The 26,556-nt window shown below is 57.2% G+C and carries 26 protein-coding genes; 6 read left to right on the top strand and 20 right to left on the bottom strand.

The annotated features are described in order from the left end of the window. Positions 1-213: 213 nt before the first annotated feature. Positions 214-681 carry a hypothetical protein gene (locus G7Y52_RS11340; RefSeq protein ID WP_165071995.1) on the bottom strand — a complete coding sequence of 156 codons (468 nt, stop codon included), beginning with the start codon at positions 679-681 and terminating at the stop codon, positions 214-216. Between the two features lie 97 nt (positions 682-778). Here G7Y52_RS11340 and G7Y52_RS11335 point away from each other — a divergent pair, with 97 nt between their 5' ends. The 4 genes from G7Y52_RS11335 (at position 779) to G7Y52_RS11320 (ending at position 5,726) form a co-directional block, all read left to right on the top strand. After that, entirely contained in the window at positions 779-1,048 is a 270-nt protein-coding gene (locus G7Y52_RS11335) for a hypothetical protein (protein ID WP_165071993.1), read from the top strand. Next, the gene (locus G7Y52_RS11330; RefSeq protein WP_165071991.1) at positions 1,038-1,517 is read left to right on the top strand and encodes a hypothetical protein; all 480 of its coding nucleotides are present in this window, start codon (positions 1,038-1,040) and stop codon (positions 1,515-1,517) included. The genes G7Y52_RS11335 and G7Y52_RS11330 overlap by 11 nt, the downstream gene beginning before the upstream one ends. A gap of 4 nt (positions 1,518-1,521) precedes the next feature. After that, on the top strand, positions 1,522-4,611 hold the full coding sequence (locus G7Y52_RS11325; RefSeq protein ID WP_165071989.1) for an SEL1-like repeat protein: 3,090 nt from the start codon (positions 1,522-1,524) through the stop codon (positions 4,609-4,611). Positions 4,612-4,745: 134 nt separating this feature from the next. Then, positions 4,746-5,726 (top strand): hypothetical protein, encoded by a 981-nt coding sequence (locus tag G7Y52_RS11320; protein WP_165071987.1) that lies wholly within the window; start codon positions 4,746-4,748, stop codon positions 5,724-5,726. A gap of 57 nt (positions 5,727-5,783) precedes the next feature. Here G7Y52_RS11320 and G7Y52_RS11315 read toward each other — a convergent pair whose 3' ends face one another. The 17 genes from G7Y52_RS11315 to G7Y52_RS11235 form a co-directional block, all read right to left on the bottom strand. After that, entirely contained in the window at positions 5,784-5,984 is a 201-nt protein-coding gene (locus tag G7Y52_RS11315) for an AlpA family phage regulatory protein (protein WP_165071985.1), read from the bottom strand. Positions 5,985-6,249: 265 nt separating this feature from the next. Next, complete coding sequence (locus G7Y52_RS11310) at positions 6,250-6,663, bottom strand: hypothetical protein (protein WP_165071983.1); 414 nt, start codon at positions 6,661-6,663, stop codon at positions 6,250-6,252. Positions 6,664-6,728: 65 nt separating this feature from the next. Continuing rightward, positions 6,729-8,015: an integrase arm-type DNA-binding domain-containing protein gene (locus G7Y52_RS11305; RefSeq protein WP_165071981.1), complete on the bottom strand. Its 1,287-nt coding sequence runs from the start codon at positions 8,013-8,015 to the stop codon at positions 6,729-6,731. A 28-nt stretch (positions 8,016-8,043) separates the two neighbouring features. After that, complete coding sequence (locus G7Y52_RS11300) at positions 8,044-9,648, bottom strand: TraM recognition domain-containing protein (RefSeq protein WP_165071978.1); 1,605 nt, start codon at positions 9,646-9,648, stop codon at positions 8,044-8,046. Between the two features lie 11 nt (positions 9,649-9,659). Next, the gene (locus G7Y52_RS11295; RefSeq protein WP_165071976.1) at positions 9,660-11,018 is read right to left on the bottom strand and encodes a hypothetical protein; all 1,359 of its coding nucleotides are present in this window, start codon (positions 11,016-11,018) and stop codon (positions 9,660-9,662) included. A 241-nt stretch (positions 11,019-11,259) separates the two neighbouring features. Then, positions 11,260-11,667 (bottom strand): hypothetical protein, encoded by a 408-nt coding sequence (locus G7Y52_RS11290; RefSeq protein WP_206215276.1) that lies wholly within the window; start codon positions 11,665-11,667, stop codon positions 11,260-11,262. A 233-nt stretch (positions 11,668-11,900) separates the two neighbouring features. Next, positions 11,901-14,024: a DNA topoisomerase 3 gene (locus G7Y52_RS11285; protein WP_165071972.1), complete on the bottom strand. Its 2,124-nt coding sequence runs from the start codon at positions 14,022-14,024 to the stop codon at positions 11,901-11,903. Between the two features lies 1 nt (position 14,025). Next, the gene (locus G7Y52_RS11280) at positions 14,026-15,417 is read right to left on the bottom strand and encodes a zincin-like metallopeptidase domain-containing protein (RefSeq protein ID WP_165071969.1); all 1,392 of its coding nucleotides are present in this window, start codon (positions 15,415-15,417) and stop codon (positions 14,026-14,028) included. Continuing rightward, positions 15,414-15,629, bottom strand: coding sequence for a hypothetical protein (locus G7Y52_RS11275; protein ID WP_165071967.1), 216 nt, complete (start codon positions 15,627-15,629; stop codon positions 15,414-15,416). The genes G7Y52_RS11280 and G7Y52_RS11275 overlap by 4 nt, the downstream gene beginning before the upstream one ends. Before the next feature lie 22 nt (positions 15,630-15,651). Then, entirely contained in the window at positions 15,652-15,927 is a 276-nt protein-coding gene (icmT, locus tag G7Y52_RS11270) for an IcmT/TraK family protein (protein ID WP_165071965.1), read from the bottom strand. Next, on the bottom strand, positions 15,924-16,694 hold the full coding sequence (locus G7Y52_RS11265; protein WP_165071963.1) for a phosphoadenosine phosphosulfate reductase family protein: 771 nt from the start codon (positions 16,692-16,694) through the stop codon (positions 15,924-15,926). The genes icmT and G7Y52_RS11265 overlap by 4 nt, the downstream gene beginning before the upstream one ends. After that, positions 16,678-17,829: an ATPase, T2SS/T4P/T4SS family gene (locus tag G7Y52_RS11260; RefSeq protein WP_165071961.1), complete on the bottom strand. Its 1,152-nt coding sequence runs from the start codon at positions 17,827-17,829 to the stop codon at positions 16,678-16,680. The genes G7Y52_RS11265 and G7Y52_RS11260 overlap by 17 nt, the downstream gene beginning before the upstream one ends. Then, the gene (locus tag G7Y52_RS11255) at positions 17,826-19,082 is read right to left on the bottom strand and encodes a type IV secretory system conjugative DNA transfer family protein (protein WP_165071959.1); all 1,257 of its coding nucleotides are present in this window, start codon (positions 19,080-19,082) and stop codon (positions 17,826-17,828) included. Before G7Y52_RS11255 ends, G7Y52_RS11260 begins: the two co-directional genes overlap by 4 nt. Beyond that, the gene (locus G7Y52_RS11250) at positions 19,079-19,549 is read right to left on the bottom strand and encodes a DotD/TraH family lipoprotein (protein WP_165071958.1); all 471 of its coding nucleotides are present in this window, start codon (positions 19,547-19,549) and stop codon (positions 19,079-19,081) included. Before G7Y52_RS11250 ends, G7Y52_RS11255 begins: the two co-directional genes overlap by 4 nt. A 49-nt stretch (positions 19,550-19,598) precedes the next feature. After that, a complete protein-coding gene (locus tag G7Y52_RS11245) occupies positions 19,599-20,027 on the bottom strand; it encodes a hypothetical protein (RefSeq protein ID WP_165071956.1) in 429 nt (142 codons plus the stop codon). Beyond that, positions 20,024-20,650: a hypothetical protein gene (locus G7Y52_RS11240; RefSeq protein WP_165071954.1), complete on the bottom strand. Its 627-nt coding sequence runs from the start codon at positions 20,648-20,650 to the stop codon at positions 20,024-20,026. Before G7Y52_RS11240 ends, G7Y52_RS11245 begins: the two co-directional genes overlap by 4 nt. Position 20,651: 1 nt before the next feature. Continuing rightward, positions 20,652-22,706: a DotA/TraY family protein gene (locus tag G7Y52_RS11235; protein WP_165071952.1), complete on the bottom strand. Its 2,055-nt coding sequence runs from the start codon at positions 22,704-22,706 to the stop codon at positions 20,652-20,654. Between the two features lie 109 nt (positions 22,707-22,815). Here G7Y52_RS11235 and G7Y52_RS11230 point away from each other — a divergent pair, with 109 nt between their 5' ends. Both G7Y52_RS11230 and G7Y52_RS11225 read left to right on the top strand, forming a co-directional pair. Continuing rightward, complete coding sequence (locus G7Y52_RS11230) at positions 22,816-23,076, top strand: hypothetical protein (protein WP_165071942.1); 261 nt, start codon at positions 22,816-22,818, stop codon at positions 23,074-23,076. Then, on the top strand, positions 23,063-23,386 hold the full coding sequence (locus tag G7Y52_RS11225) for a type II toxin-antitoxin system PemK/MazF family toxin (protein WP_165071939.1): 324 nt from the start codon (positions 23,063-23,065) through the stop codon (positions 23,384-23,386). Before G7Y52_RS11230 ends, G7Y52_RS11225 begins: the two co-directional genes overlap by 14 nt. A gap of 21 nt (positions 23,387-23,407) precedes the next feature. On the opposite strand, the gene G7Y52_RS11220 is transcribed toward G7Y52_RS11225, so the two are convergent. Together G7Y52_RS11220 and G7Y52_RS11215 are read right to left on the bottom strand one after the other, a co-directional pair. Beyond that, positions 23,408-24,505 carry a hypothetical protein gene (locus G7Y52_RS11220; protein ID WP_165071937.1) on the bottom strand — a complete coding sequence of 366 codons (1,098 nt, stop codon included), beginning with the start codon at positions 24,503-24,505 and terminating at the stop codon, positions 23,408-23,410. Further along, the coding region (locus tag G7Y52_RS11215) for a type IV secretion protein IcmB (RefSeq protein WP_165071935.1) at positions 24,502-26,556 on the bottom strand (2,055 nt) is incomplete at its 5' end. The genes G7Y52_RS11215 and G7Y52_RS11220, both read right to left, overlap by 4 nt.

Raw genomic sequence — 26,556 nt, 5'->3', positions numbered from 1 at the left:
AATTATTCAATTTCAAAAGCGGCGCTGCCATCATTTCGCCTGAAAAGCGTGGTTTTCAGGCTCATTCGGCGCGGGCGTCCGCTCCCGCGGCCGCCAGAGCGGTTGCCGTTTTCAACAGCAAACCGCTTTAGACAAAGCTCTCCCGACGGGAGTCTCCCTTATTGCTCATAAAGGCCATCAGAAAAATAAACAGAAAATTTAAAAAAAGAATATTCAAATTTTTTTTATTTTATTCCAATATGTTGTTATAAGTTTGGCACGATATTCGCCGTTCATAGAGAAATAGATTTGCGGCCCTTGACCAAATACGCTCTTCGCGCCATACGCTTGAGGAACTTCCTTTTGCAGGAGAGTTCCATGATGGACGCAAAGCTCGCTGATTTGATTTCCGCACTCCCGGATAAGGCTGTATTGGCTGGCATCCGGGCCTATATCCTCCACGAAGGCTTGGAAGGAAATCTGGAGGACGCTGCCAAGGCTTTTGAGCAGGTGTTGCAATGCGAGGGGCAGGAGGGGATCAAGGCTGAATTGGCGGAGTTTCTTGTAGCCAGATACGCCTATCGGGGCAATTTGGAAACAGCCCGGAAACTTTATGCGCGCTTTGCCAGCCTGGGCACATCCGGGCAACCTTGCAAGCGCAAGCGGCTGCCCTGCTTCGGTAAGCTGCGGGTAGTCTTTCATTGGGCCAGAGTACCCGCTTGACAAATTTTTCGGTCTATATTGAAACACAACTATAAAAAACAATGGCAGCAGCCTCCTTCAACATTGCGAGAAAGCTATGAGAAAAATTATCATTTTCTTCGTGCTTGCCGCCTTGGCAGTGGCAAGTGTGGCACAGGCGGGCTCCATTCAATATCTCAGCAGCGGGCGTAAAGCGCCCCCTGTCAAGGTCACGTTTTCCACGAATAACGGGGGGATCTGGGAGCATAGGGTGCTCAAGCCCGGGCAAATCTGCACTTTCCCCAAAGGCACAACTCATTTGCGGATTGATAATGTCCCCTTCGACCCAAAAAGAAACTACAAGGTGAAAGAAGGCAATGTATTTTAAAAATCTTCTAACAGCTTTGGTTTTTGGGGCATCGGTGATTTTTCTTAGCCCCCATGTCCATGCCCTTGGCGGCAAGCCTGACACCAAAACCGGGCCAAGTGTGGATAGCCTCTCCGATGTACCCTCCTCTTCCTTGACGCTGAAGGAACTTGCCAATATTTATTGGCCTGATTCCAACGCCACCCGGCTTCAACAGGAAGAAACGCTCAAAAATCTGCTTGGCAGGAAGGTTGTATGGGAAATCACGGTGGCACAAATCCAGCGGAACGGAGATGGCTACCTTGTCCAGGGCCAATCGGATAAAGATATGCTAGGCACCTTCTGCTATGTCAAACCACGGAATCAGGCAGACGAAGCACTCATCCGGAAAGTACGCATGGGAGATACCCTCCCCATCACTGGCATAGTGAATGATATGGAGATGCGGCACATTATCCTCAAACCTGCATTCATCCAAAGCGGGAATTGACTCCATGAAAATTCTTCACTCCCTGGCTATCGCTTTTCTGGTTATTGGCGTCTCCGCGCCATGGCTTGCAGCAGACGAGGGCCATGATCCGTTGACCACTCTTGACGCGCTGAATCATGCCCTTGTTTCCATTTACAGGGTAGAAAGGCAACCCTCAAAAGTTACGGTGGATGAAGAATATAATGGTATTATCAATAACCTCGCAGTAGGGAATATCACAGAAGATATGGAACTCCGTAGTCTGTTCGCCAGGATGATGGACACCTATACGGAAAACCGACTGGATGCAAAAGACCGGGAAATGCTGCGCCGTCAGTATGAAGCCCAGGTAAACCGCGCATTTTTGGAAGTAAAACCATTATCGCACATACGAACCGAAGCCCTGGTATCAGGAGGGAAAGAGCTCGTATCAACCGTATCATCTGCTGGCGCGGAACCGTGGCTCGCAACACTTGTAAGAGCTGCTGGATCGGCCTTGGGTGCAGTCGGAGAATATCAGATTGCCCTTCAGGCCAATGAGCGTGTTAAGATGCAGGCGCAGGGGCAGGAACAGGAATATATGCAGCAGCGCATGGCCGGCGAATGGGAATTGGATAAGGAGAGGATTCGCCGCTTCAATGCTCTCAAGGGGAGCCTGCTCGATGCTGGCTGGGCGCTCTTAAACAGGTATAACCTTCCTGACGAGTATCGGCTGACCGAAAATAATTTGGATCAATTCTATCCTTTCATTTCTGAAAAAGACGTCAAGAAAGCACTGAGAATGGGAAAAAGGCTTGAAACCAATTTTTCCAAGTATCCACCGTACTGGTTCTATATGGGAAGTTTCTATTTGCAGGATGGTGATCGTCAGCAAGCCCGCTCTTGCTTTGAGAAGTTTGAGGAGGTCAACAGACCAATTTTCAGAAAGGACGCCTATGCCGCAGCCAATGCCCGCTATAAGATATGGACTCTGGATGAAAAAGAAAAGGATGAGGCGAAGCGTCTTCTGGGCATCATAGAAAAGCAAGTCACTCCCGATGATTGGAACACCGTCTTGTTTGCTGCTCTACAAAATTATCAGCTGGGGAATACACAGAAAGCCGAAGAACTGGTCTTGCAGAATATTGATAATGGGCATGATGTCCCGTTGAATAAGGAAATCTTACGCCAAATACAGAGAGGTAAACTCGATTTTTCTGCAGTTCAGGGAGTGGCAATCCGCGAGTTCAAGGAACCGAGCCAGCTTGAAAAACTGGCAAAGGCTGGGAATCCGGAAGCCCAATATGTCTACGGCAAGTTACAGTTACAGGGCGGAAAAAATTTCATATTCTGGATGGAGCAAGCAGCCAGGCAAGGTCATTTTTTTGCAAAATGCGCATTAATTTATGTTAATCCACAAAAATACAAAAATGAGATTGAAAGCACATTCGCGGAACTTGAAGCAAAAAGTAAAACTGGTGATGCTTCAGCGTTGAATTATCTTGGTCTATATTATGTCCAAGGGATTGGAACAACCAGGGATGAGAAAAAAGCCTTCTCTTTGTGCAAAAAAGCAGCCGAACAAGGCTTGGCAGTCGCGCAAGTTGATCTCGGCCTCTACTATGAAAATGGTATTGGCACAGCAAAAGACGATCAAAAAGCTTTCTTCTGGTATCAGAAGGCGGCTGAACAGGGGGACGCATACGGGCAAGGTCTACTTGGCAACTGCTATCTAAACGGTATCGGCACCACCAGGGACGGCCAAAAGGCTTTCTTCTGGTCTCAGAAGGCGGCTGAACAGGGGGACGCATACGGGCAAGGTCTACTTGGCAACTGCTATCTAAACGGTATCAGCACCACCAGGGACGGCAAAAAGGCTTTCTTCTGGTCTCAGAAGGCGGCTGAACAAGGATTGGCAGCAGCGCAAGTTGATCTCGGCCTCTACTATGAAAATGGTATTGGCACAGCAAAAGACGATCAAAAAGCTTTCTTCTGGTATCAGAAGGCGGCGGAACAGGGTGTCGCATACGGGCAAGGTCTACTTGGCAACTGCTATCTAAACGGTATCGGCACCACCAGGGACGGCCAAAAGGCTTTCTTCTGGTCTCAGAAGGCGGCTGAACAGGGGGACGCATACGGGCAAGGTCTACTTGGCAACTGCTATCTAAACGGTATCGGCACCACCAGGGACGGCCAAAAGGCTTTCTTCTGGTCTCAGAAGGCGGCTGAACAAGGATTGGCAGCAGCGCAAGTTAATCTCGGCTACTGCTACCGAGATGGTATCGGTGTAGACAAGGACGAGCAAAAGGCTTTCTTCTGGTCTCAGAAGGCGGCGGAACAGGGGGACGCATACGGGCAAAATCAACTTGGCGACTGCTATCGATATGGTATCGGTGTAGACAAGGACGAGCAAAAGGCTTTCTTCTGGTATCAGAAGGCGGCGGAACAGGGGAACGCATACGGGCAAAATCGACTTGGTTTCTGCTATGACAAGGGTATTGGCACAACAAAAGACGAGCAAAAAGCTTTCTTCTGGTATCAGAAGGCGGCGGAACAAGGATTGGCCGTAGCGCAACTTAATCTCGGCAGTTGCTATCGAACCGGTACTGGCACAACAAAAGACGAGCAAAAGGCTTTCTTCTGGTATCACAAGGCGGCTGAACAGGGAGACGCAGACGGGCAAAATCGACTCGGCTACTGCTATGAGAACGGTATTGGCACCACCAGGGACGGCCAAAAGGCTTTCTTCTGGTATCAGAAGGCGGCGGAACAGGGATTGGCAGCAGCGCAAGTTAATCTCGGCACCTGCTATGAAAATGGTACTGGCACAACAAAAGACGAGCAAAAGGCTTTCTTCTGGCATCAGAAGGCGGCTGAACAGGGATTGGCCGTAGCGCAAGCTTATCTTGCCCTCTGCTATCTAACCGGTACTGGAGTAGCCAAAGATGAACAGAAGGCATTTTCTTGGTGCCAAAGGGCTGCTGAACAGGGTTTCGCTCCGGCGCAATATATGCTCGGCCTTTGTTACCAAAGAGGTATTGGTACGTCCAAAGATAAGACTCTAGCAAGGATGTGGTATCAACGTGCTGCTGCCCAAGGGGATGCAGATGCCCAAAAGGCATTGGAAACATTGTAGTCTTTTTGGGCGCTCTCCTTATACCTGCAAAGTATATCAGGCTCGGTATTTCCCTTTTTCTGGTATGGCTAGCAATCGTTCTGCTGTTTATCCAAAAGCATTTACCTGCCAATCTATGCGGGGGCTAAAAGGCTATGCGACGGGGAGTTTCAATATTTATACTGATCTCACTTCTTGCTTTCGCCATTTTTCTCCCTGTCAGAATGGGTGATGGAGCCAACTCTTCACTGCCGATAGTTAGCAGCGTTGAAGAAATTTCGGCCAAGCAATGCCGGGAAACATTAAAAAAGGCAACAGTAGCCTATGTTTCGGCAAAGGTGATTAATAAAATCCTTACTTCATTACAACGGATTGAAATATCCGTTCAGCCCTTCGGGATAGGCATCAGTTTTGCTCCCGGCGAACTGCTCTCTGCCGCCAATGATGCCATTGAGCGCGTATGCGCAGCCCTGTTCAGCGTTATCGGCCTGATGATGGTTGAAAAGCTTACCATCGGCATGATTTCCTTCGTCTGCTTTAAGGTACTGCTTCCCATAGCCTGTATTCTTGGTCTCCTCCATTGCCTTTTTCCAAAAATCTGTACCTGGGCTAAGCCCACCGCCCTTTTTTTGGCAAAGCTCATGGTGATAAGCTGGCTCTTTTTTCCTACCGTAGCCGTGGTCACAGAATATGTGGAAAATGCGTACCTGAATGTTGAATTGGAACGTCAGCTTCAAGCTGCTGAAAGTCTCAGTGGCAAAATGCAGGCATTAAACCAGGACTTGGGAGAAATCAGTGAGGAGAAGCCAGAAGAAGAGCAATCAGCGTGGCAAAAGTTCACGGGGACATTGAAATCTATACCCGAAAAATTCTCTGCCTCTGGAATTAAAGAAAAAATAACTGAAATCGTGGACTACGCAGACAAGGCAAGTGACAACCTTTTTCATGCCTTTTGCATATTTATGCTAACAACAGTCGTTATTCCCCTTTTTCTGTTATTTATTTTCTATAAACTGCTCCAATTTATTACCAAGAGTTATTTTGAAGCGCCAAATATTCAATCTGCGGAAATTATACATGAAATTACGGCAGTGCTAAGCAAGACAAATGAGGTGAGAACAAAAACCCCGGAATAATTTCCAGGGCTTTAGACTTCTTGCTTTTCCTACATAGGCGGATGTCCGCGGTTCACTTTACGCTTCCACGCTTGCCGAAAGTTTCCGCAGGAGAGCCTTGATATCCTCCGCTCTCCATGCGGTCGTTCGTGGGCCAATTTTGACGGGTTTGGGATAACGTCCGTTTTTGCATCCGGCCCACCACGCGCTCCGGCTGACGGGAATCAGGTTCAGCACCTGCGGCAGGCGCAGCAGTGCAGCATTATCAAGATTGTCCATGTCGTTCTCCGATTATGTGTGATGTGAAAGCACATACACAAGTATTGTGCGTCCGCGGTTCAGTTTTGGAATCCATGATACGCTTTCTGGCGAACCAGATCGTTCCCACGGGAATGCCCGTTTCCCCGGAAATTTCGGCATTTGATTTTTGCCAGTCTATGCCGCTCCAATCAATCCTGCGGCGAAACCTTGGCACATCCGGCGGCAATGCCCTGTGTCTGAAGGCTTTTCTGCGTTCCTTCATCTGGGCGCGCTTGCGGTCAATTCATTCCGGTGAACAGCAACCATATCCATAGAGGCCAAAATATTCCGCGCCGCAGATTTCACAGGTATGCAGGCTCCTTCTGGCTTCTTTTCGTTCAATTCTGCGCCTGGCATTGATTGCTTCTCTGTTTGCTTCATAATGCGCCTTTTTTTGGCGTTTATTTTTCTCCGCCTGAGCTTTGGGGGCGCATTCCGGGCAATAGCGTTGTGTACCGCTCATGACGGTGTAGGGGCGATTGCATTTATCACAAAGATCGAGTTTGCCAATTTCACGGGCTTCTCCCTGCTTTTTTCGCAGAATATTATTTTTACAATACTCCTTATTACGCGCATTACGACACTCCGGACAGTATTGTGCGTTAGGTCCACCTTCAAATATTCTGTTGCAGTTCTGGCAAGCGCGCTCAAGCAACATACATCATCCCTGCATTTACACTTTTCCGTTAAATTCAGACAGGAATTCAATGCGTCCACCAGTCGTCATGCGTCTGGTCCCTTTGTGCGCATATATTCCTTGAGATACCTGCCCGTATAAGGGAGTTCATGTATTTCCGCCCGCGCCTTTTCCCTCAAGGTGTCCAGATAATTTGCCCAGCGGATCATCATGGCCTTTCTGTCCTCAAGAAACTGTGTCCTGTTATATGCTCTTCCATTTGGATCGCGTACCGTGTGGGCCAGTTGATGTTCTATAAGGTCGTACCGCTCGTGCAACACCTCCTCCAAAAGGGTTCTGGCGGTGGCGCGGAAACCATGAATGCTCATTTCCTGCGGTGAATACCCCATACGGCGCAAGGCTCCCACCATTGTTACCTCGCTGATTGGATGGGTGTAATCGCGCATATTGGGGAAAAGCAAAGCGCCGTTACCTGTGCCGACTTTCAGCTTTGCCAGAATGGCCATTACCTGCGGAGCCAGAGGCACAATATGCGGCGTGTTCGTTTTGCTCACGGTATAACGCCATTCGCAAGTTTCAAAATTTATCTGCTCCCATCTGGCGTTGATAAGTTCGTTCGTGCGGACAAAAACATAGGGCATCATTTGCAGAGCACATTTGACGGCGAAATAACCGCCTCTTTGCCCATATTCGTCAATTCGCACAAGCAATTTGCCAAATTCAAGCGGCTCAAGAATTGTTGACCTGTGCGTTACCTTGTGCGTCCGCAAAAGGATGCGCAGGGACGGAATGGGGTCAATTTCAAGAGCTCCCATAGCAATGGCAAACTGCATGACCTGGCTGCACAGCTGGCAAGCCTTTTTGCAGGTGGCGGTCTTGTCCTGCTTTTCAAGCTCTTTCAGTGGGGCAAGAATGTCCGCCGGTCTTATGTCCCTGATGTGCATGTGACCAAGGGCGGGAAGCAGATTGCGCTCCATGATGCCTCTGTAGCCATATAATGTCTTTGGAGACGTTTTCGCTTCGGCAAGCTCAAGCCATTTCGCGGCCAGTGCGCCAAAGGAATTTTTGCTGGCGGTTTCACGCTCCGCCTTTTCCTGCCGCCGGACTTCGCCCGGGTCTTTTCCGGCGGCTTTTTGCGCCCTCGCCTCATCACGCTTGCGCCGGGCCCGCTCCAGCGACACCTCCGGGTATGCGCCAAAGGACAGTATGCTCTCCTTGCCGCTGGATTGCAGATATTTCAGTTTCCAGTGCTTGCCTCCGCTTGGACTGACTTGCAGATAAAGTCCGCCGCCATCGAAAAGTTTGTAGGGCTTGTCCCTGGGTTTGGCATTCTGGACTTGCGTGGCCGTAAGTGGTTTCACTATTCTTGCCATGCCTTTTTGCCTCCAAAAAATGTGCTTTTTACCCTCGTTTATAACCCCTAAATTGACCCCTATAAGGGTTGGATGTCAATGGGTCTTGCCGTACCTTATTGGAGTAACTCAAACATAACATGATGAAATTCAAGATATATTGGACAATAATATATCCATAGAAATCTAAATTATGATTTTTCATGAAGACTTTCAAAGAGGTGTTTGCCACCATCTGTTGCGCGCCTTTCTGGTCAGCTTCCAGAATACCGGCGTAATCCTGTGAAGCCACAATGGCGGCAATGCCCAGGCCGCGCCCCTGTGTCAGCACGACTTCAAAGCCCGGCGTAACAATGGCCGCGTATTCATCCACGATGCACAGATACGGCCCGATGCCTGTGGCGTCAGTCGGAAGGGCTTCCAGCACATCAGCGGCGTCGCCTTCGATATTCGCGCCAAGGCCAACGGCGCAGGCGTTGCGGATGGCGGAAAGGCTGATTTTGCCGAGACTGGCGAGTTCAGCGGGAGCTTTTTCCAAAGAAGGCAATAAAACCACGAGGATGCGTCGCTGCATGATGGCATCCGCGAAATCCACTTCCCCGTCTTCCGCGCCGTAGATGTGGCTGTAGGTATCCGTCAGGCTGGAAAGCGCCTTGCCGAAGTAGGATTGCGCATAGCCGAACTGCTCCGCGAAGGATTCCGGCTGGTCTTTCAGATCACGCCCGGCAATCCAGCCGGAGGTGGCAAGGGCCGCCCGGATGGAGGCGCGGGATTCCTGATCCAGTTCGGGATGCAGGGCCAGAGCCACGCATTTTTCCAAGGCCAGGGAATCACGGATGATCGATGTGGAGAGCTTGAGCAGCCCCTTGTCCCGCAGGTCAACCAGGGCATACATGACGCCGGAAATCAGAGCCTGCGCCTTGTCGGCAAAGATGGAATTGGCCCCGTCCGATGCTGGCATGAGGGAAACAAGAAGCTGTGTCAGGGCTTCCGCCGAGCCGAACGTGAATGGATTGTTCGTGTTGGAAAGACGGCGCGGGGACTTGCCCTTGACCTTGCCGGAAGTGCCGTAGTTCAGCACACGAAAATCATCGTCCCGGCCAAGAAAACGGGCCATCTGCCATATCTGTATCGCCAGCTTGGGGCTGGCTTTGGGGTCGATGTAGAACAGCCCGGATGCCGTTGCCAGGGCATTGTAGGAAAGGGAAACCAGCGTCTCCGTCTTGCCTGAGCCGGTTGTGCCGAAAAGCAGGCAATGGGTCAGAATATCCTTGGCTTTCAGCCAGAGTTCCTTCCCGTCCTGAAGCCGATTGCCGAGGAAAAAGATGCCTTCCGGTCTGGCAAAACCGCGTCTGCCAGGGAGCGGATCGCCCCTGTCCGTGCCGTACAATCCCAGCGGCATCCGAAACGGCAGGCGTTCCCTGTTCACACAGGCGCAACGGGCGAGAAAGAACGCCAGACCAAGACAAAACAGTGGTGTGGCGCAGGCCGGAAAAAGAAACAGACACGCCCCCGCCGCAAAAATTCCGCCGGTCTGCACCTGACCGAGTTTGAGAGAATCCGCGAGGCGCTGCGCGGGGGAGCGCACATCCCGGTGCAGGCGCTTTCGTTCCTGCGTTTCATGGTCTTCCAGACCTCTGATGGTTCTGTTCATAAGTACAGCCTCTAAAAGTATTCGTCAGCCAACTTTTCATCTTCGTTGGCGTCGTATTCGGGATCGTCTTCCGCTTCAGCCAGCACCACTTCCGGCGGTGGTTCCACGGAAGAAAATTCGGTATCCAGAGTCGGAGTCCCGACGGGTTCAGTGGGCGGAACCGGCGTCGTTTCCGGCGTGGGCGGCACAAAGATTTCGGTCAGCCAGCCCTGAGCGGCCAGAGCTTGCTTGAGACTGGCAACGGCAGGCTGAATATGCGGTTCAGCCAGAAGCATTCCGGCTTTCTCCTCCGCCAGATACTGCGCCCACGGCGCGGAGGCTTCGGCCCATGCCGCGCGTCCGCCGCACTGATTGAGGGCGTACCAGAGCGGACGATCCAGCGGCCGGAGCCAGAGGAACTGCGAAGTGGCCAGCACGCCTTTTTGCCGCGCCCGATACAGCAGGGCCATGAGCCAGGGCAGCTCATAGGCGGCATGGATGCTGAGACACTTCTCGGTCAGCAGGGAGGAGTGACAGCCCCATTCTTTTTTCAGCCTGCTGACAAAGCGGCCTTCTTCCAGCAAAGGACAGGACGCCTGCTCATTATTCTCGGCGTAGGAAAGAGAAACGGCATCCAGCAAAGCGATGCAGCCCTTCTTGTTCCCGCCCGCATAGTCCAGAAAGGCGGCAGCCAGGGCGCGGCGGCAGGCCGACAAGCCCTCGAAGCCTTCAAACCGTTTGCCGAGTTGTTTTGTCAGTACGGCGAGAGCCTTTGCTTCATCCAGCCGGGCGTGGCCCCAGGCGGGAAGCTCCGTGGACGGCAAGCCGTTTTTCAGAGCCTGTTCCGGCGTGAACGGCTCACCCTGTTCATCAAGCAGCAGTCCGTGTTCCAGCGCGAACTGGACGGGCGTCCGGGCGATTCGCCACAAGCCGGAATCATAGGATTTTGGCGAGAGCAGATACTTGCCGCGCCCCACCACCGGCCGTAGACAGGGAAAGGACTCTGCATTGTTTTTCAGCAGACTTTCCATGTTGAATCGCCGGACAAGACCTCCCACGCGGCCCATGAAGATGGAGGCCACGCCGAACAGAACAAGCAGCAGAAGAAACGGCCAGCGAATCCATGAGCCGGTGTAGCGAAGCACCTTTTGCATGGTGTCCCATGACAAAGAGGCGGGATCGGCGGCGTCAATGCGTCCGAAAGCGATTTCCGCTTCCTCGAAAAACAGTGTGAACGCCTTGAGCTGCGCTTTGGCCAGATTCAGAAGCGGTACGTTTACGGCATTGGAATGCGCGGCGTACAGCAGCGGCACAATGCAGAAAACGATAATCAGGCACGCGAACCACAAGAACAGGCGCTGATCTTCCCCGCCGTTGCCGGACTGGTTCATGGCCGTGTCTCCGTGGTTTGTAACGGCAGCATGGAAAGGCCCTCTTGCCGGAGTTTGTTCAGCCTGTCCCTGACGCGCCCGTCGCGCAGCACGGCGTCGGGCATCCCGCTGACGCGGGCCGCGTCCGGAACGCAGTCAGCCGTCAAGGGATGCTGTGGCGGGAACGCGACTTTCCTGCGTTGTGCGCTCAGGACAAGGCTCGGCATCAGACAAAAGGCAAGCAAGAGGAGACCGACCGCCCTCATTTGAGCTTCCCCTTGAGATGGAGGATGTAGTCGCCGCTTGTTCCGTAAACTTTAAAAGGATTGTTGCCGCCGATGCCGTTGACGGTATTCAGCACCTGATTGTGCGCGTTGTTGATTTTCTGGTGGATGTAGGAATCCACCTGCTTGCAGATGCCCGCGACAATCTGCTCCATGCCCGGAAGCGTCACGCCAAGGCTGAAGGCGTCCCCGATGCCATTGATGGAAGCGAGACAGCCGGAAAGCGCGTCGCGCTCGGTTTCCGGATCAGGCATGAGCACGTCATGCGTCTCTGAAACTCTGCCGTTGCGCTCCTGAATCGCGCCGCCCACGGCTTCCCGCATATCCTGACAGGAGCCTGCAAAACACGGCGCGGCCAGAGCCATGCACAGCAAAAATGTCACCATATATTTCATCTTTCACAGTCCTTGACTGATAAAAGTTTTAGAGTGTTTTGCTAATGAAATTAGCTAAACGCTCTGGCAGGGCGAAGCCATGCCCGCCGCGCAGGCGCAGGCGCAATTCACTTGCGCCGTTACGCGCCGGAGCGAGCGTTTTAAAAGCAATGTGCGCTAGGAAGGGAGGGGCGCGAGGAGGGAGACCCCTTTTACAAAAGGGTTTCCCTCCCCACAGGCTCCCTTTATTTCTTCTTACTTTTCGCCTCAAAGTCCGGAGCGCCGCCCGGAGCGACAGGCCAGGTTTTCTTGCATCCGGGATAGCCGGAGCAGCCGTAGAACTCGCCTTTTGCGCCGGTGCGCCTGATAAGCGGCTTGCCGCAGGCCGGGCAGGCGTATTCCGAAAGCGCGGGCTTGGGCCTGGCCGTGCCGGGCTTGCCTTTGTCGTCGGGCAGGATGACCTTGCAGTCGGGCCAGGCGGTGCAGCCCCAGAACCACGCGCCGTCCTTTTTGCGCTTGCGACGGTTCAGGGCCGCGCCGCAGGCCGGGCAGGGAAAGGCGGGCTTGCCGTCGCCAAGGATGGGCGCAAGCAAGTCCGGCAGAATCCTGCACTGATCGGCCAGAAAGGCATCCAGCGTTTCCTGGCCCTGAGCGATGGCCTCAAGGCGGGATTCCCATTCCGCCGTGGTGATGGGGTCTTTGAGCGCGGGCGGGGTGAGGGCAATGACTTCCCTGCCGAGCGGCGTGGAGACAAGGGCTTTCTTATCGGCAACGAGATAGGCTCGCTCTTTCAGGGTTTCGAGAACTCTGGCGCGGGTGGCTTCCGTGCCGATGCCCTTGGCGTCCTTGAGCGCGGCTTTGGCGTCGGCATCGGCCACAAAGCGATGGACATTGGCCATCGCCTCAATGAGCGTTCCTTCGGAGAAACGGGAGGGCGGCGAAGTCTTTTTCTTCAGGGTCTGCACGTCGCGGCAGTGAACGGCATCGCCCTTTTCCAGCGGCGGCAGAGACTGTTCATCGGAATCGTCGTTTTCATCGTCGTGGCCGCTGAAGGCCGTCCAGCCGGGATCAAGGATGTGCCGTCCCGTGGCGTCCCAGCGGGTATCGGCAAGAGAGACAGCGACTTTCTGCGCCTCATAGCGCATGGGCGGATGGAATTGCAGACAAAAGGCCGCGGCAATCATGAGGTAGAGATCGCGTTCCTTCTGCGGGAGCGAGTCCGGCGGAATTTCGCCCGTTGGCGCGATGGCGTGGTGCGCCGTCACCTTTTTGGTGTTCCACGCGGCGCTTTTCAGGGAAGCGTTCGCCTTGCCCGCCACCTGCTCCAGAGCGGGAAGCGTGGAAAGCGCGGCCAGCACGGAGGCAGCATCCGCAAACTGTTCTTCCGGCAGATAACGGCAATCGGTGCGCGGATAGGTGGTCAGCTTTTTTTCGTACAGGGCTTGCGCGGTATCCAGCACCTGTTGCGCCGACATGCCGAGCTGGGCGGAAGCGGCTTTTTGCAGGGAGGACAGGCAATGCGGCAACGGCGCGGCCTTGCTTTTCGCCTCCCGCGTGGCTTCTGTTACAAGGCCGTCCGTATTCGTGTGGGCTGTAACCAGGGCTTCGGCCACGGAGGCGTCGATCAGGCGTCCGCTGGCATCCAGCCCGGCCAGATCCTCGGAGGGCGCGAAGGTAACGGTAAAGTCCCCCGCACTATGAACAATCGCCGCCTTGAGGACGAAATAATCCACAGGCTTGAAATGGGAAATTTCCAGATCGCGCGCGACCACCAGCGCCAATGTGGGCGTCTGGACGCGGCCCAGGGAAAGCACGTCCGAGCGCCCTTCCGCGCGGCCCTTGATGGTCAGGGCGCGGGTGGCGTTGATGCCCGCCAGCCAGTCGGCGCGGCTTCGGGCGCGGGCGGCGTCGCGCAAGGGCGCGTAGCGGGCGTTGTCCGTGAGGTTTGCCAGAGCCTTCCTGACCGAGAGATCGTCCAGTGAGGCCAGCCAGATGCGCTCCACCCGTCCCCTGTAGTGAAAGTGTTCCAGCACTTCATCCACAAGAAGCTGGCCTTCACGATCGGGATCGCCCGCATGAACCACGGAATCGGCGTCCCGCAGCAGGGAGCCGATGATTTTAAGCTGCGTGGCGGCGTCCTTTTTGACCTTGTATTTCCATTGGTCGGGAATGATGGGCAGGTGTTCACGCCGCCATTGGGCGTATTCAGGCTTGTAATCCTGCGGCCAGGCCTGTTCGAGCATGTGCCCGAAACACCATGTCACCACGTCATCGCCGCAACGGATGCAGCCTTCGGCTTTTTTCTGATTGCCAAGACCTGCGGCAATGGCCCGGCCAAGGGAGGGTTTTTCGGCAATGAAAAGTCGCATATCACATCCTCATGCGGCGTTTGGCCGCGTTTTTCTGTTCCGTGAGCGGAATGGAACTTTCGACAGCTCCGGCAGGAGCCTGTTCCTGAGTGGCCTCGGCCTCATGGCTCAGGGCAAAGGAAAGCTGGCCGCAAAGGTCGGCAAGCTCCCTGATATGCTGAGGGTCCTGTTTGAGCGCCATGTCCAGGAAGTCGGGGTTCTGGAGAATGGCGCGGGCCTTGGCGACGGGATTGTCCGCAGCCTCGAACGCGGCGACGGATTCGGCCAGAGTCGGATCGCGCCGTGCTGAAGCCTCGGACGACGCGGCCAGTGTCGGGGAGACGCCGACAGCCGCGTCCCGCTGCTTCTGCATGGCTTCCAGCTCCGCCCAGGCTTCGGGCCTGGGGAACCACCAGTCGCGTGGTTTTTCCCCTGCCTCGAACTGGCGCATGGAAGTCAGCGCCCTGGCCGCGTCAGTCGCCGCCCTGAACAGCTCCGCAACGTCTCCGCCGGAAAACTTCCGGTTCCAGTTGGCCACTTGCGCGGACGCGCTGTTTTCGGGCATGGGCAGATTGAATTTTGCCCCGGCCAGCAGGGTGAACATTTCCGCCCGCATTTCCTCGAAAGCGCGGCTTTTGAGGGTTTCCGGCTCCGTTCGCCGATTCTCCCGCGAGCTGTGGCCTGTTGCCTCATAGAAGCCCCGCAGCTTGGCGGCGTAATAGGCGTCAGAACTCCTGAAACTGTCCGGGAACGGCAGCTTCACCACATCTTCGGCATGGCTGTATGCAGCAGGGCCTTTGTGGTGTTCGACGGCAACGCCGGAATCGGCGACGAATTTCTCCAGAAACACGTTGCGTTCCTGTTCCGTGAGCGCCGGAGTCGTTCTTTCTTTGGCGGGCAGTCCGTAGATTTGTTCCGCATTGAACACCGTGAAGGGATAAAACAGCGTCTTGTGCTGGACAGGCGGGAGCTTTGCGCCCTGCTTGCGCTGCTCTTCAATGGCTCTTGCCTCATCCTGGGAATGGAATGTCCATTTTTCATCTTCCCCGATGGTGAAGAACACTTCTTCGGGGCGCAGGAGCTTGATCCCGTGTTCGCCTTTTTTGATCCCCACTTTCAGATTCGGGTGCTCGCTCTGGTAGTGCCGCACCTGTTTGAACGTCAGCCAGCGGTCGTCAGCGTAGCCCTTTTCCATCCCGGCCAGCATGAGGCGCAACATGTTGGGGCCGCCGTACTCCCTGCCGGTTGTCGGGCAAAACGGCGTTCCTGCCGGCGCGGCGGCGATCCTTGGCGCGCCGCCCGCCCGGCTGGTGAGGGAAAGCATGGTCTCGGCAATGCCGTTGACAAACTCTTCCTGTACCTCACGGCTGACCTGGAAACGACTTTTCCTTTCTTCTTGCTGTGTTTGGCTCATGCTTCCTCCCGCGCGATGTCCACAATGACGGCATCCGGCTCTTCCAGGGGATTGAGAAATCCGGCGGCGATAGCTTCCTCGCGGCTCATGAGAAACGCGCCCGCCTCAAGCTGGCGCTCAATGTCCGTCTGCGTGAGTGTGACGCGCTCTTTTTCGCGAGCACGGACGGGAGCGTCGAACAGGCCATAGCTGTTGATGATTTCGTTGGGCATAATTGACCTCAAATGGTTTTCGTCACCAGCGGCAGCGTTTGCGCCACTGGCTTTCATTGTTTCTTGTTTCCCGCCGCCGTCCCATGCAGGCCACGCGGATGGCGCGAAAGCAGGCAAGCGGCGTCATGCCGGTGCGCTGCACGAGGTAAAGGACGAGGATTGCCGCGACGGCAATGGCCGCTGTCCACCAGGCCCAATGGAACAACCAGAGAGCCAGAGGAAAGACGGCGCGGGCGTCCAGAATGAAGATTTTGGGCGTGAGCGCGGTGTCGCGCCAGAGAACTTCGCCGGGCATCATTCCACCTCCTCAGCCGCAAAGCGGGCATCCAGGGCTGATACTGTGGTATCCTTGAAACGCCGCCTGTTTTCCGGCAACCAGGATTCCATGACGAGCATCCGTTGCCACAAATCGGGAAAATGGCGGCGAAGCGTCCGCAGTTCATCAAGAGGTTGCAGAGGACAGCAGAAGCAACTGACACGACTGAAGAAACGGTACAGTCCGTTCCAGGCAAAGCCGCGTTTGTAGCAATAAGCCAGTGCATCGGCCTCCGTGACGCCCCATTCAATAAGCGGATACCGTTTCACGCAGTAGGAATTGTCCCTCTTGGCATTTTTGCCAAGCCGATACTGTTCGTCGGCGGCAAAGCCGACACACTGATACAGAGGCAGTGTGACGTTTTGTCGGTGTGTGAGCGCCAGAAGATGCGCGTGAAGCGCATCCCGCTTGTAGCCGGTACACCAGCGTATTTTGGCGTTCGGCCACTGACGGCCAAGCATATGGATTTCTCCGCTGCCCCGGCGTGTTACGGGCATGTCGGAGAAAAGCCAGTCAAAGGGCGATTTGTCCGTTTCCACGTCCACCGGCAGTCTGGGACGCAGGCGCGTGATTTTCAGGCCGGTGAAGGCTTCGAGCTGTTCCAGATGCTCGTACATTTCAGGGAATTCCCAGCCGGTGTCGAAAAACACGACATCGGCCACGGGTTCGCCCCGTTCAAGCAGCATAAGCAGCATGGCCGTACTGTCCTTTCCGCCGGACAGGGAAACGACGTTATGCCGTTGCGCCATACGAAGTTCCTCCTTTGTGTTTGCGTTCCGCCAGAATCGCCAGATAGTTTTCTCTGGCGAGTTTGCCGTCCTCATAGGCGGCTTGTGCGGCCTCCTGAATCCGTTGGCCGGAAGCGGCCAGCAGTTCTTCGGTTTTCAGAATCAGACGTTCCAGCGGGGTATCCAGCAGGGTTTCCCGAATCTCCGGAGTAAAGGCCAGATACTCGCGCAGGGCGATACGTCCGCTCTTGTCCGGCAAGGGGAGCAGGCGTTGCGAGACAATCAGCCGCAGACTGGAAAGCAGCGTGGCTGTGACTTGCAGCCGCTCCGCGAACGGAAAGACATTGATGATGCGGGAGAGCGTTTCCGGCACGGAGCGGGTATGTACGGTGGAATAGGCGGCCACGCCGATTTCCGCGCTTTCCATCATGCCCCGCAGGGTATCGGGATCGCGGCTTTCGCCAATCAGCACCACGTCCGGGGCCGTGCGCGTACTGTTGCGCGTGGCCGTGAGAAACGATTGCAGGTGTTCGGGAATCGTGCTTTGCGAGACAGGGCCGCCGGGCTTGGGCACGGCATCAAAATCGAACTCAATGGGCGCTTCATAGGTGCTGACGTGGCGTCCGCCGTTTTCGATGATGCGACGGAGGATGGCGGCCAGCAGGGTGGACTTGCCCGACCCCATGACGCCCGTGACCAGCACCAGACCGTTGGACGGCATGGCGTGGTCAAGGATACCCTGCTCCACGTTCAAATCTTCCAGCGCGGGCGGCAGGGAGGGAATGGCGCGGAAGACGATTTTGACGCCTGTGGAATAGCCGTCCGCCACCGGCGTGGCGTTGCCGCGATAGCGACGGCGCACGCCGCGCGCTTCCTCAATTTCATGGGCGAAATCATAATCCGACTGGCCGGATTTGATCTGCGCGGAAACGGAGTTGTTTCGGGTCAGATGCTCCAGCGCGGCCAGCAGTTCATCCGTGGTGATGGGACGCTGCGTAACCTGCCGCCATGCGCCGTTGAGCCGCATCCAGGCCGGAAGGCCGGAGCGCAGGCACAGATCGGACATGCCGCTGTGCGTGGCCCAGAGCAGCAGATCGTTGATCTGCGAATAGTCCCAGCGGATGCGGGGTTCGGCGGGATACACGTTGCCGCTCATTGCCGCTTCCCTCCCTTCGTTCGCGCGGGAGGCGAGACGGTAAAGGCGGAAGGCGCGGTAATCCTGTACACCTTTTGGCCGATGTTCAGCTTGTTGCCTTGCGTGCGCGTCCCCAAGTCGGCGGATGCCGTGTTGACCCTGCTCAGGAGATGTTGGGCGGTGAGCAGGTGGTAGAGCATGACCCCGCGATAGCTCCGCGCCATGCGAGACACATTGTCGGCATAGAGCTGATCCGCTTCGGCCAGCCCCTGCGCCCAGGCTTCGCGTACCGCCGCCCGCCAGATAGCCTGTTCTTCCGCGTTCTCTGGCAGGACGGCGGGGTTGGGTTGTTCCGGCGCGGGGAAGTCATCGGCCATGAGAAATTCCCGCCAGTGAGGGACAACCGCGATGTAGCGCGCCGGTTCCAGCAGTTCGTAGGTTGTTTTGGCGGCTGTGGCCGTGGCCCCGTCCTCGATGCGCATGGACGCGCCCGCCCGCGCGATCTGCGGCGGCAGGATCAGGGCTTCGCCCTGGGTGAGCATGAGCGGCCCAAAATTGAACGCCGTGTCCATGATGGCGCTGTAGCGTTCCGTTTCCGCCACAAGCTGGCCGTAGCGCCAGGACATGGCGGTCTGGAACGTGATGAGTCGCGCCGCTTCCCGAATGGCTCCTGGCCGCATGAGCTGGACGGCGCTTTGTTCCTTGCCGCCGCTACCCTTCATTTCCAGAAGTTCCGCCAGTTCGGCGGGTTCGCCGTCACGCGGCCCGGAGGCCGGGTCAGCGGGAAGGTTCACTTCAAGGGATTGTCCGGAGACATCTTCCTGATATGAGGCGTCATGGGGTACGAAATTCCCCGTTCCCTTGTCGGCGCTGTCGGCGGGAGCCGGAGCGTTGACAACATCCGGCGACACGGGCGCGGGATTGACGACTTCGCCCTGTTTTCCGGCGCATCCGCTCAGACCGGCGCAGAGCAGAAACGGCAGAACCAGCGCGGCCAGTTTTTGCGAAGCGGACTTTTTGGACACGTCAACCTGGAAACGCTGGCAAAGGATAGTCACCACACGCGAGGCGTGACGCATGACCACGATGCAGGCAATCAACAATGCCAGAAGGCCGCTTCCGCAGAGGACGACGCCGGGTGTGGACAGGTCGGCGGCAGCAAAGCCGTCCTGAAAACCGTCCCGAAAGCCTTTCTGGTAACTTTCCCTGTGGAGGGGAGGCTCATGCAAATCGGGCAACGGCTCTTTGGGAATAAGGAGGGCGGGAGCTTTCATGACCTTCCCTCCAGCCCGAAAGTTCTGGCCAGAGTCAGCACCCGATTGACCGGATCGACGCGCAGCACAGCCTGCGGCTGAATCTGCCAGGCAATGTCCTCCAGCAGTTCATGCGCCGGACGGTTCAGACCATGCACCACAACGGGCATGGCCTGCGCCGTGGGAGCGCCGGTTTCCCGGTAGCGGTAGCCGACGTGCAGGCAGATTTCCCTGATCGCCCCGGACGCTTCGCCTGCCCAGTCGATGGAGACAGGTTGCGTCAGAGAAGGATCGGCGGGCGGCAGCAAGGGCTGCATTCCCTCCCCGCGCAGTCTGGCGAGCATGGCGAGTTCGCTGTGGGCCTGCTCCGCAGCCTGGCCGAGGGTAGCCGCTACAAAATCGACGGAAGGCGAAACCGGCGGCGCGGCTTTGTGCGCGCAGGCGGCAAGCGCCAGGCAGGACAGCATCAGCAGAGTTTTGGGTATCACGATGATTGCTCCTTTATAGAGAAGGTGAAAACAGACACACCCCCGCCCGCTATGAGGGCTTGCGGAAACGCAGCAGCCAGCGGCACAGCGGCGTAAAACGACGGTTTCGCAGGATGGAAATGCGCCAGAGTGCTGTAACGAGACCCAGCAGACAGGGCGGCGCGATGCAGGCCAAGGACAGGAAAGAAAGCGGACTGTGCGACCAGGCCGCCGCAACGAGGCAGGCCAGCATCGGAACGGCCAACACCAGCAGACGCAATCGCAAGGCCGAGATGACGCCGGGAATATCGGCCTCAGTCATGCCCCAGGCCGCAAGCACGAGGGTGAAATTTTCTTCCAGCGCGGCCTGTTCCGAGGCCGCGCGGTGACGCCGGAAAGCGGCCAGCCGGGAGCGGAAGTCACCACGAAGCCCGGCGACATGTCGCCCGGACAGGCTGGCAGTATTCAGAATCGTTTGAAGAAAGACAGGCATTTTCATGCTGACCTCCAGCCGGGGCAGTTCGCCTCAAAGACCGCGCGGGCAAAGCCCATTGGCGTGGCGCTGCGAAGGTTCACCCGTTCCGGGGAAGGTGGAAGCAGGTGCATCCGGCTTCCTTGAACAGGCTCAAGTCTTTTGGGAGGGGGCATTCTGAACCCGCCCCCTGTCCACAGGCAGGTTTTCTTGGTGTAGGTATCGTTCTCGCCGCCCGGATAGCCCGCGTAATCACAGGGATCGAAGGTGAAATCGGGCTTGCGCCAGTAGGTGGAAATGGTGGAAACGGGGTTTTCGATCAGATACGGAGCGCGAGTCCATTCCGCCAGGCGGATGGAAACGTAAAACAGCCGTATGGACTGGAACAGGGCGAACAAGCCCTTGTCCCTGAACCAGCGCGCGCCGGAGACGGCCACATCCGTACAGGGCGGGAAAAAGGCGGCGAAAGCAATGGGTTTGAACGGCGGCAGCCAGTCGCGCATGTCCGCGCCCACACGGATGATGTTGCCCTCGCGGCTTTCGCCAGCCGGATGCTGCACATCAACGCAGTAGCAGAGGTAGCCCGCTTCCACCCACGGCATGACCATATTGCCGGTCAAATCGAAGCAGCTGATGACGATATTGTCCATGTCAGCTCCTGAAATGCTTTTCTGTCAGGCCCGAACCGGATTTGTTCCATTGACGGGCCAGATCGCCGCGCAGTTCCCTTGCGCCGTGCGCCCCGGAGCTGACGGCATTGGTGGAACCGACAAAGACATTCCTGACCCCGGCCTGGTCTTCCTTCTCGCCGAGGGCGTGGAATTGCTGGCCTATCCAGTTGGTGACGTGTTCGGGCAGGTAGTGAATCAGGGAAAAGAACTTGTTGGCCGTCATGATGACCACAATGCCCAGGATGACGAGCATGGAGAATGTGCCGGTGATACCGATAATCCTGGTTTGCATGGTTCCGCCGACAAACATCTCAAAGCCCGCGCCGAGCATCCGCCCCACCACGTTCATGAGGATGACGGCGGCAAAGAATCCGGCCACCATGAGCGGCGGACGGATGAGAATGCCGAGCAGGAGGAAATAGCCCCGTTTGCCGTGTTGACCCGCCGCGCCCTCGCCATCGGGCATGGCGTGGGCGCAGAGCCAGAGCGGAGCCGCGACCAGAGCTTCCACCACCAGAATGATCCAGCCCGCCAGAGCGGAAATCCAGCGGATGAACGGAATGGCGGGCAGATAATAGGCCAGCGCCAGCCCGTAGAGCAGGAGCGGCAGAAAGACCGTGAACAGGGCGAAACTGATGTATTTGTCCAGATTGGGAATGGCCTTGCCCACAAAGGGGAGCGCCTTGCCCATTGAGTGGGCCACGTCCACCACGCCGAGCGCCGAGGCCAGCCCCCAGGCCGAGCCGATGAGGTAATCCCCCACGTTGGACACGGCCATGATGGGATCGCCGGAGGACAGTTTTTCAATGGCTATGGGCAGGATATTTCCGGCCACAAGCTGGTTCAGGGTCGCCCGCAGCCAGTTGCAAATTTCGTCAAAGGCGCGGCCTTCGTCCGTGACGGACGGTGTGGCCGTGGTGTCGGAAATACCCCTCCGGCTGGCGTAGGCGGTCTTGATGTAGTTGGCCACCCGTTCTTTGGTCGCTTCATAGTCCCGCAGGCCGTGCATCAGCGCCTGAAGCTCCGACATCGTGTATTCGTGCGGGCTGTAGGTAATGCCGGAGTACATGGCCTCGCGGACTTCCTGATTGATCCAGGCGATTGACCAGTAGGATGAGCCTGCCGCGAACCAGCCGTATTGCGCGGCATTTTCCCTGAACTCGTTGAGCTTGCCCTGAAGCTGCCCCTGTTGCGCGTAGTTCTGCACATCGGCCAGAATGGTCTGGTTGACCGTAGTGGCCGCATCGTAGAGGGCACGGGGATCAATGGAGGATGCGGGCGTGTCGGGATCGGCAAGCTGCTGCGCCAGGGGCGAAAGCGCGGAAACCGCCGCGCTTACGGCGTTGACCTTGCCCCGGCACAGGGCGTCGCCTTCATCCACGCAGGAAACCGTGATGCTTCCGGCATTGCCGTTGAAAAGGAACCTGTATTCGCCCCCGGAGCGGAACCAGTTGCCGCTGTATGTCCATTCCCCGCCCGGCGTGATGTTCAGGCCGCGTCGTTCGCTCAGGTAGTATTGCAGCGTCAGCGATTCCAACGCGCCATTGCTGATGGCCGCGTAGTGGGTGACGTTCTGATCCGGAGCCTGCACGGTGAGCTGACCGCCATGCTCCACAAAGTAATCCGTACCCAGCTCCCAGACGTAGTTGCCGAGGTTGATGCTGAAACCGATGCAGGCCAGAATCGCCACCTGAAAAAGTGACAGCCCTTTGAAAATGGGAGCCAGCGCGCCCATTGCGCCCACAAAACGCAAGGGCATCCACAGGGAACTGTACCGCTTGCCGAAGGGCGTTCCTTCATGCGCCGTTCCGGCCACGGCAACGGCCAGAATCCAGATGAACAGGGCCGACACCACCGCGAGAGCCACCAGATTGAAGGCGCTGAACATTTCAAGCATCAGTTCGGAAGCATGGCTGCCGCCAAGGCTCGCGCCCCAGGTATCCCAGCCCTGGCCCAGAAAGGTGTCCAGAATATGCTTGCTGGCATCGGTCGGGAGCAGGACTTCCGAAGTCGCGGGAAGGTCAGATGTGGCCATGACTGCCCTCCATGCCGATGTTGGGAATGAGAAGGCAGAAAAAACGCCGGGCGCTTGCATTGACTTTTGATATTGATATTGCTATCAATATCAAAAACGGAGAGCAGTGATGCAAATGCTTTTTCATATCCCCGATCCCCTGGCCGCACGGTTCAGGCAGGCGGTTCCCCCCAGACAGCGCAGCGCCTTTGTGGCAAAGCTGATGGAGCAGGCTTTGCCCGAAGACGATGATCCCCTGTACCGCCTTGCCCTTGAGGTTGAGCGGGATGCCGCGCTGAACGCGGAAATGCGCGAGTGGCGTGAAGGACTGATTGCTGACGGCATTCGCGGTCAGGAAGAGGCCGGGGGATACGCCGATGCGACGCGGTGAAGTATGGTGGGTCAACTTTGACCCGTCAGAAGGGATGGAAATCCAGAAGTGCCGCCCGGCCGTGATCCTTACGGTCAATGCCCTGAACAGAGCCAGGGGAACCGTGGTTGTGGTGCCGTTGTCCACATCGGCAAAACCGCGTCCTCCCATCGTCGTGCCGCTTCCCTCCGCTGGAAAAACGTCCGTCGCGGTATGCGACCAGCTTTGCGCGGCGGACAAAAGGCGGTTCGGGAAAAAAATCGGAGAACTTTCCGACAGCGACATGTCCGCCCTGACGGAATCCATGAAAGTCGTTTTGGGGCTGGTGTAACGGAGTGTCATTGTTCTCCCCCTACTGTTGCGCGCCGACCATGCGCGTGTAGAGGTCATCCATTTCCTTGCCCGTCGTGCCTTCCATGCGTGTGAGATAGTCCAGTGAGGCGATGACAGTCAGCCTGTCCAGCAAGTCTGTGTTCTTGCGCGTCAGTTCCAGTTGAAACGCCTGCATGATGACCAGCTCCCGCAAGAGTCCGGCATCCGTTGCGGAGGCGATTTGCGCGAACCAGTTGGGATTGCCCACGCGCATCTGCGAGAGCAGTTTGTACAGCCCTGCTTCCGAGAGCCTGCCGTCCACAATGCCGGGCGGCGTGCCGCTCCCGCCCGCTTCCGACCACTGATTTTCCGCCCAGGCCGTCACGTCATCCGGCAAGGTGGGCGCGTGATAGACCACATGGTTGTTCAGTGATTCCATGACCGCAGCCACCCGCTCCTCATGGATTTTTCGCGCCGCCGCGTAGGTCTGCCCGGCGGGCGTGTTCTTCTGTTCCTCCGTCACCACCGGCAGCGGGCGGGGATTGCCGAGCGTCTTTATGACTTCATGCGCCTGCGCCACCTGATCCTCGGTCAACGTGGTCTGAAGCGGAAACAGAGCCGCCAGAGTCTCCTTTTCCGTAGGCTGATCATCCGCCAGCACACGCTGGAGAAAGTCCACCGGCTTCTTGGGCGTATGGGCATGTTCAAGCTGCTTTTCACGCATGGCGGCGTGGATTTCCTGGCCGGCCTGAGCGCCGAGCTGGATGCCCGCGCCCAGGGAACTGCTCCCGCACAGTCCGGCAGGTTGCGCGGCCTTGCCGTACATGTCCTCTGTTTTCATGGCCTCGCCCGCCACGGCCTGCCCTTTGAGAGCGGCGGCATTGCTTTCCTTGAGCGCCACCAGCGCCCGCACGATGGTGGCGGATTCCGCCTTCAGCGTGCCGATGATGTTTTGCGCGGCCAGCAGGACTTCCGAGCGGATGGCCTGCGCTTCCGCCGCCGTGTGCGCGTTGACCGCCTGAATGGTTTCGGACTTCGCCGCCGTGACAATGGCTCTGACGGAACCGCAGCCGCAGCCTCCGGCCCAGACCTGAGCCGGAAAAGCCGTTATCAGCAAAGCCAAAAGAACTTTTTTCATTGTTCCCCCGCTACTTCGTTGGCAATTTCCAGAATGACGTTGACGACTTCATCATCGGCGTCGCTCTGGTCTTCGACCTTGCGCCTGCGGCGTTCCACTTCGGCCTTGGCCGAACCGCCCGGAAAACGCGCGGCAAGACGCCGCAAGGCTTCGGACGGCCCCAGGCGCTGATAGAGATTGTTGCGGATAGCCACGTCTTCCGTGGTGGTGCTGAACGCCCACAACGATTGCGGCCCTATGGTCAGACTGAGGACAAGCTGGGACATGCCCGAACCTGTCCTGAACAGGGCAATCAGATTGGAACCGGCCCTGCCGGGCTTGCCCAGGCGCGAGAGCGCGTGACGGCAGGCTCCGTTCAGGCCGAAGCGTTCCGCCAGGTTGGCGATGCTTTTTTCGGTTCCGGAGCCGAGGATGACCACCGTGGTAGCCAGTTCGTCGGTGATGATTTTCGGGATGTCGTCAATGGACTGCGTGTACAGCCCGATGGACAGGTTCCATTTGCGACTTTCCCGCGCCATTGTGGTCATGTCCGCCTGAAGCTGGCCGGATACCGAGACGTTGTTGGTTACACGGTGAGCCTCGTCATAACACAGCCGTTTGGGATCTTCCCGAATCGCCTCAATGCGTCTGGCGTGGTAGTCCTGATAGCGTTCGGGCATGAGCTGCACGTCGGCGGGCATCAAAAAGAAGCGTGAACCAAGAACGTGGCGCGCCAGCATGTACATGACCGCCGACTGCCTGTCCGCCGTGGCGCCGCCGCGCGGAGCCACTTCGTCCAGGTCAAGGCTGACGATCTGCGCGTCGCCCAAATCGAAGCGGGTAGGCTCTTTCAGGATGACATACGCCTCGATGGCGTCCATCATGGCCCGCCAGACATTGGTGATGGTATGTTCGTCGTAGGTGTTCCGGATGCCCTTGTTCTGCCGGATTTGCGCGCCCACATCGGCCAGCAGGGGCACGGCATGGCGTTGCGCCTGCAATGCCTCATGCACATGTCCCCGTTCAAAGAGCCAATCCACCACTTCCCACCAGCTGGTGGAGGCATCCTGGCGGACGCCTTCATGAACCATGAGTTCATGCAGTTCCGGCAGGACGTTGGGCTGATAGAGCCGGGGATGATTGCCGTCCGACAGTTCTTCATAGGCAAGATCGATAGCCCGGCCGATCAGACCCGGCACGCCATCCGCCGGAGCCGTGGCGTCCAGCGGCGTGGCCAGCAGCGACAGCAGATTGACCAGAAACGCCTTGTGCGAAGGCAGCGGCTTCCGGTTGCCGAGGGGCGTGTCAAAGGGATTGACGGCATAATCCGGCGTCATCCTGAGCCGGTGACAGGCGGCAAGGTACTTCTTGCCTTCGGGCAGATTCTCTTTCAGGAGCGTGATCAGGCCGGAAGAAGACGGCCCCACGTCCACAATAGACAACCAGGGCAGGCGGGAAAGCCCGGCCTGTGTGACAAAGGCGAAGTTCATGGCGTTGAGGAAAACGGACTTTCCCCCGCCCATCGGCGCGACACCCAAATCAATCCACGCGGCCTGTTCCGAGGAGTTCGGCGCGAACGGCATGATTTTGCCGTCCTGAGTGCGGAACAAAAGACTGCCTTCCCGCCACGGAGAAGCCGAACGCAAGGGCCACATGCCGATGGCGTCCTGAAGCGGCGCGGCAGTAATCGGGGCCGGACTGGATGGCATCAGGCCAGGCAGGGTTGCGGTAAAGCCGAGCAGCGGATCGCCGAGTGCTTCCGTCACATCGCATGTTCCCCAGCCCTGAACCGCCTTGGAGAGTTCCGCCACACGACGCCTGAGCAGAAGATGAGCTTCCTGCTCGCTTTCCCGCACACAGGCCCAGGTGCAGAGGCAGATGCGGAACTTCACGCAGCATACGCCTTCCAAATCCAGCGCGCGCAAGTTTTCCACGGCGTTATTGAGCCGTTTGTTGTCCGCGTTGGTGAAGGCCAGGATGGCGGACAGCAGGGGCTTGAGGCCCATGTTCAGGCCGCCGTCTTCCAGCAGAAAGGACATGCGGTACGGCAGCCGCTCGTCCCGCCGCGCCAG

The organism is Desulfovibrio sp. ZJ200 (genome assembly GCF_011039095.1).
Taxonomy (GTDB): Bacteria; Desulfobacterota; Desulfovibrionia; order Desulfovibrionales; family Desulfovibrionaceae; genus Desulfovibrio.
This window is presented reverse-complemented; position numbering and strand designations above follow the sequence as displayed.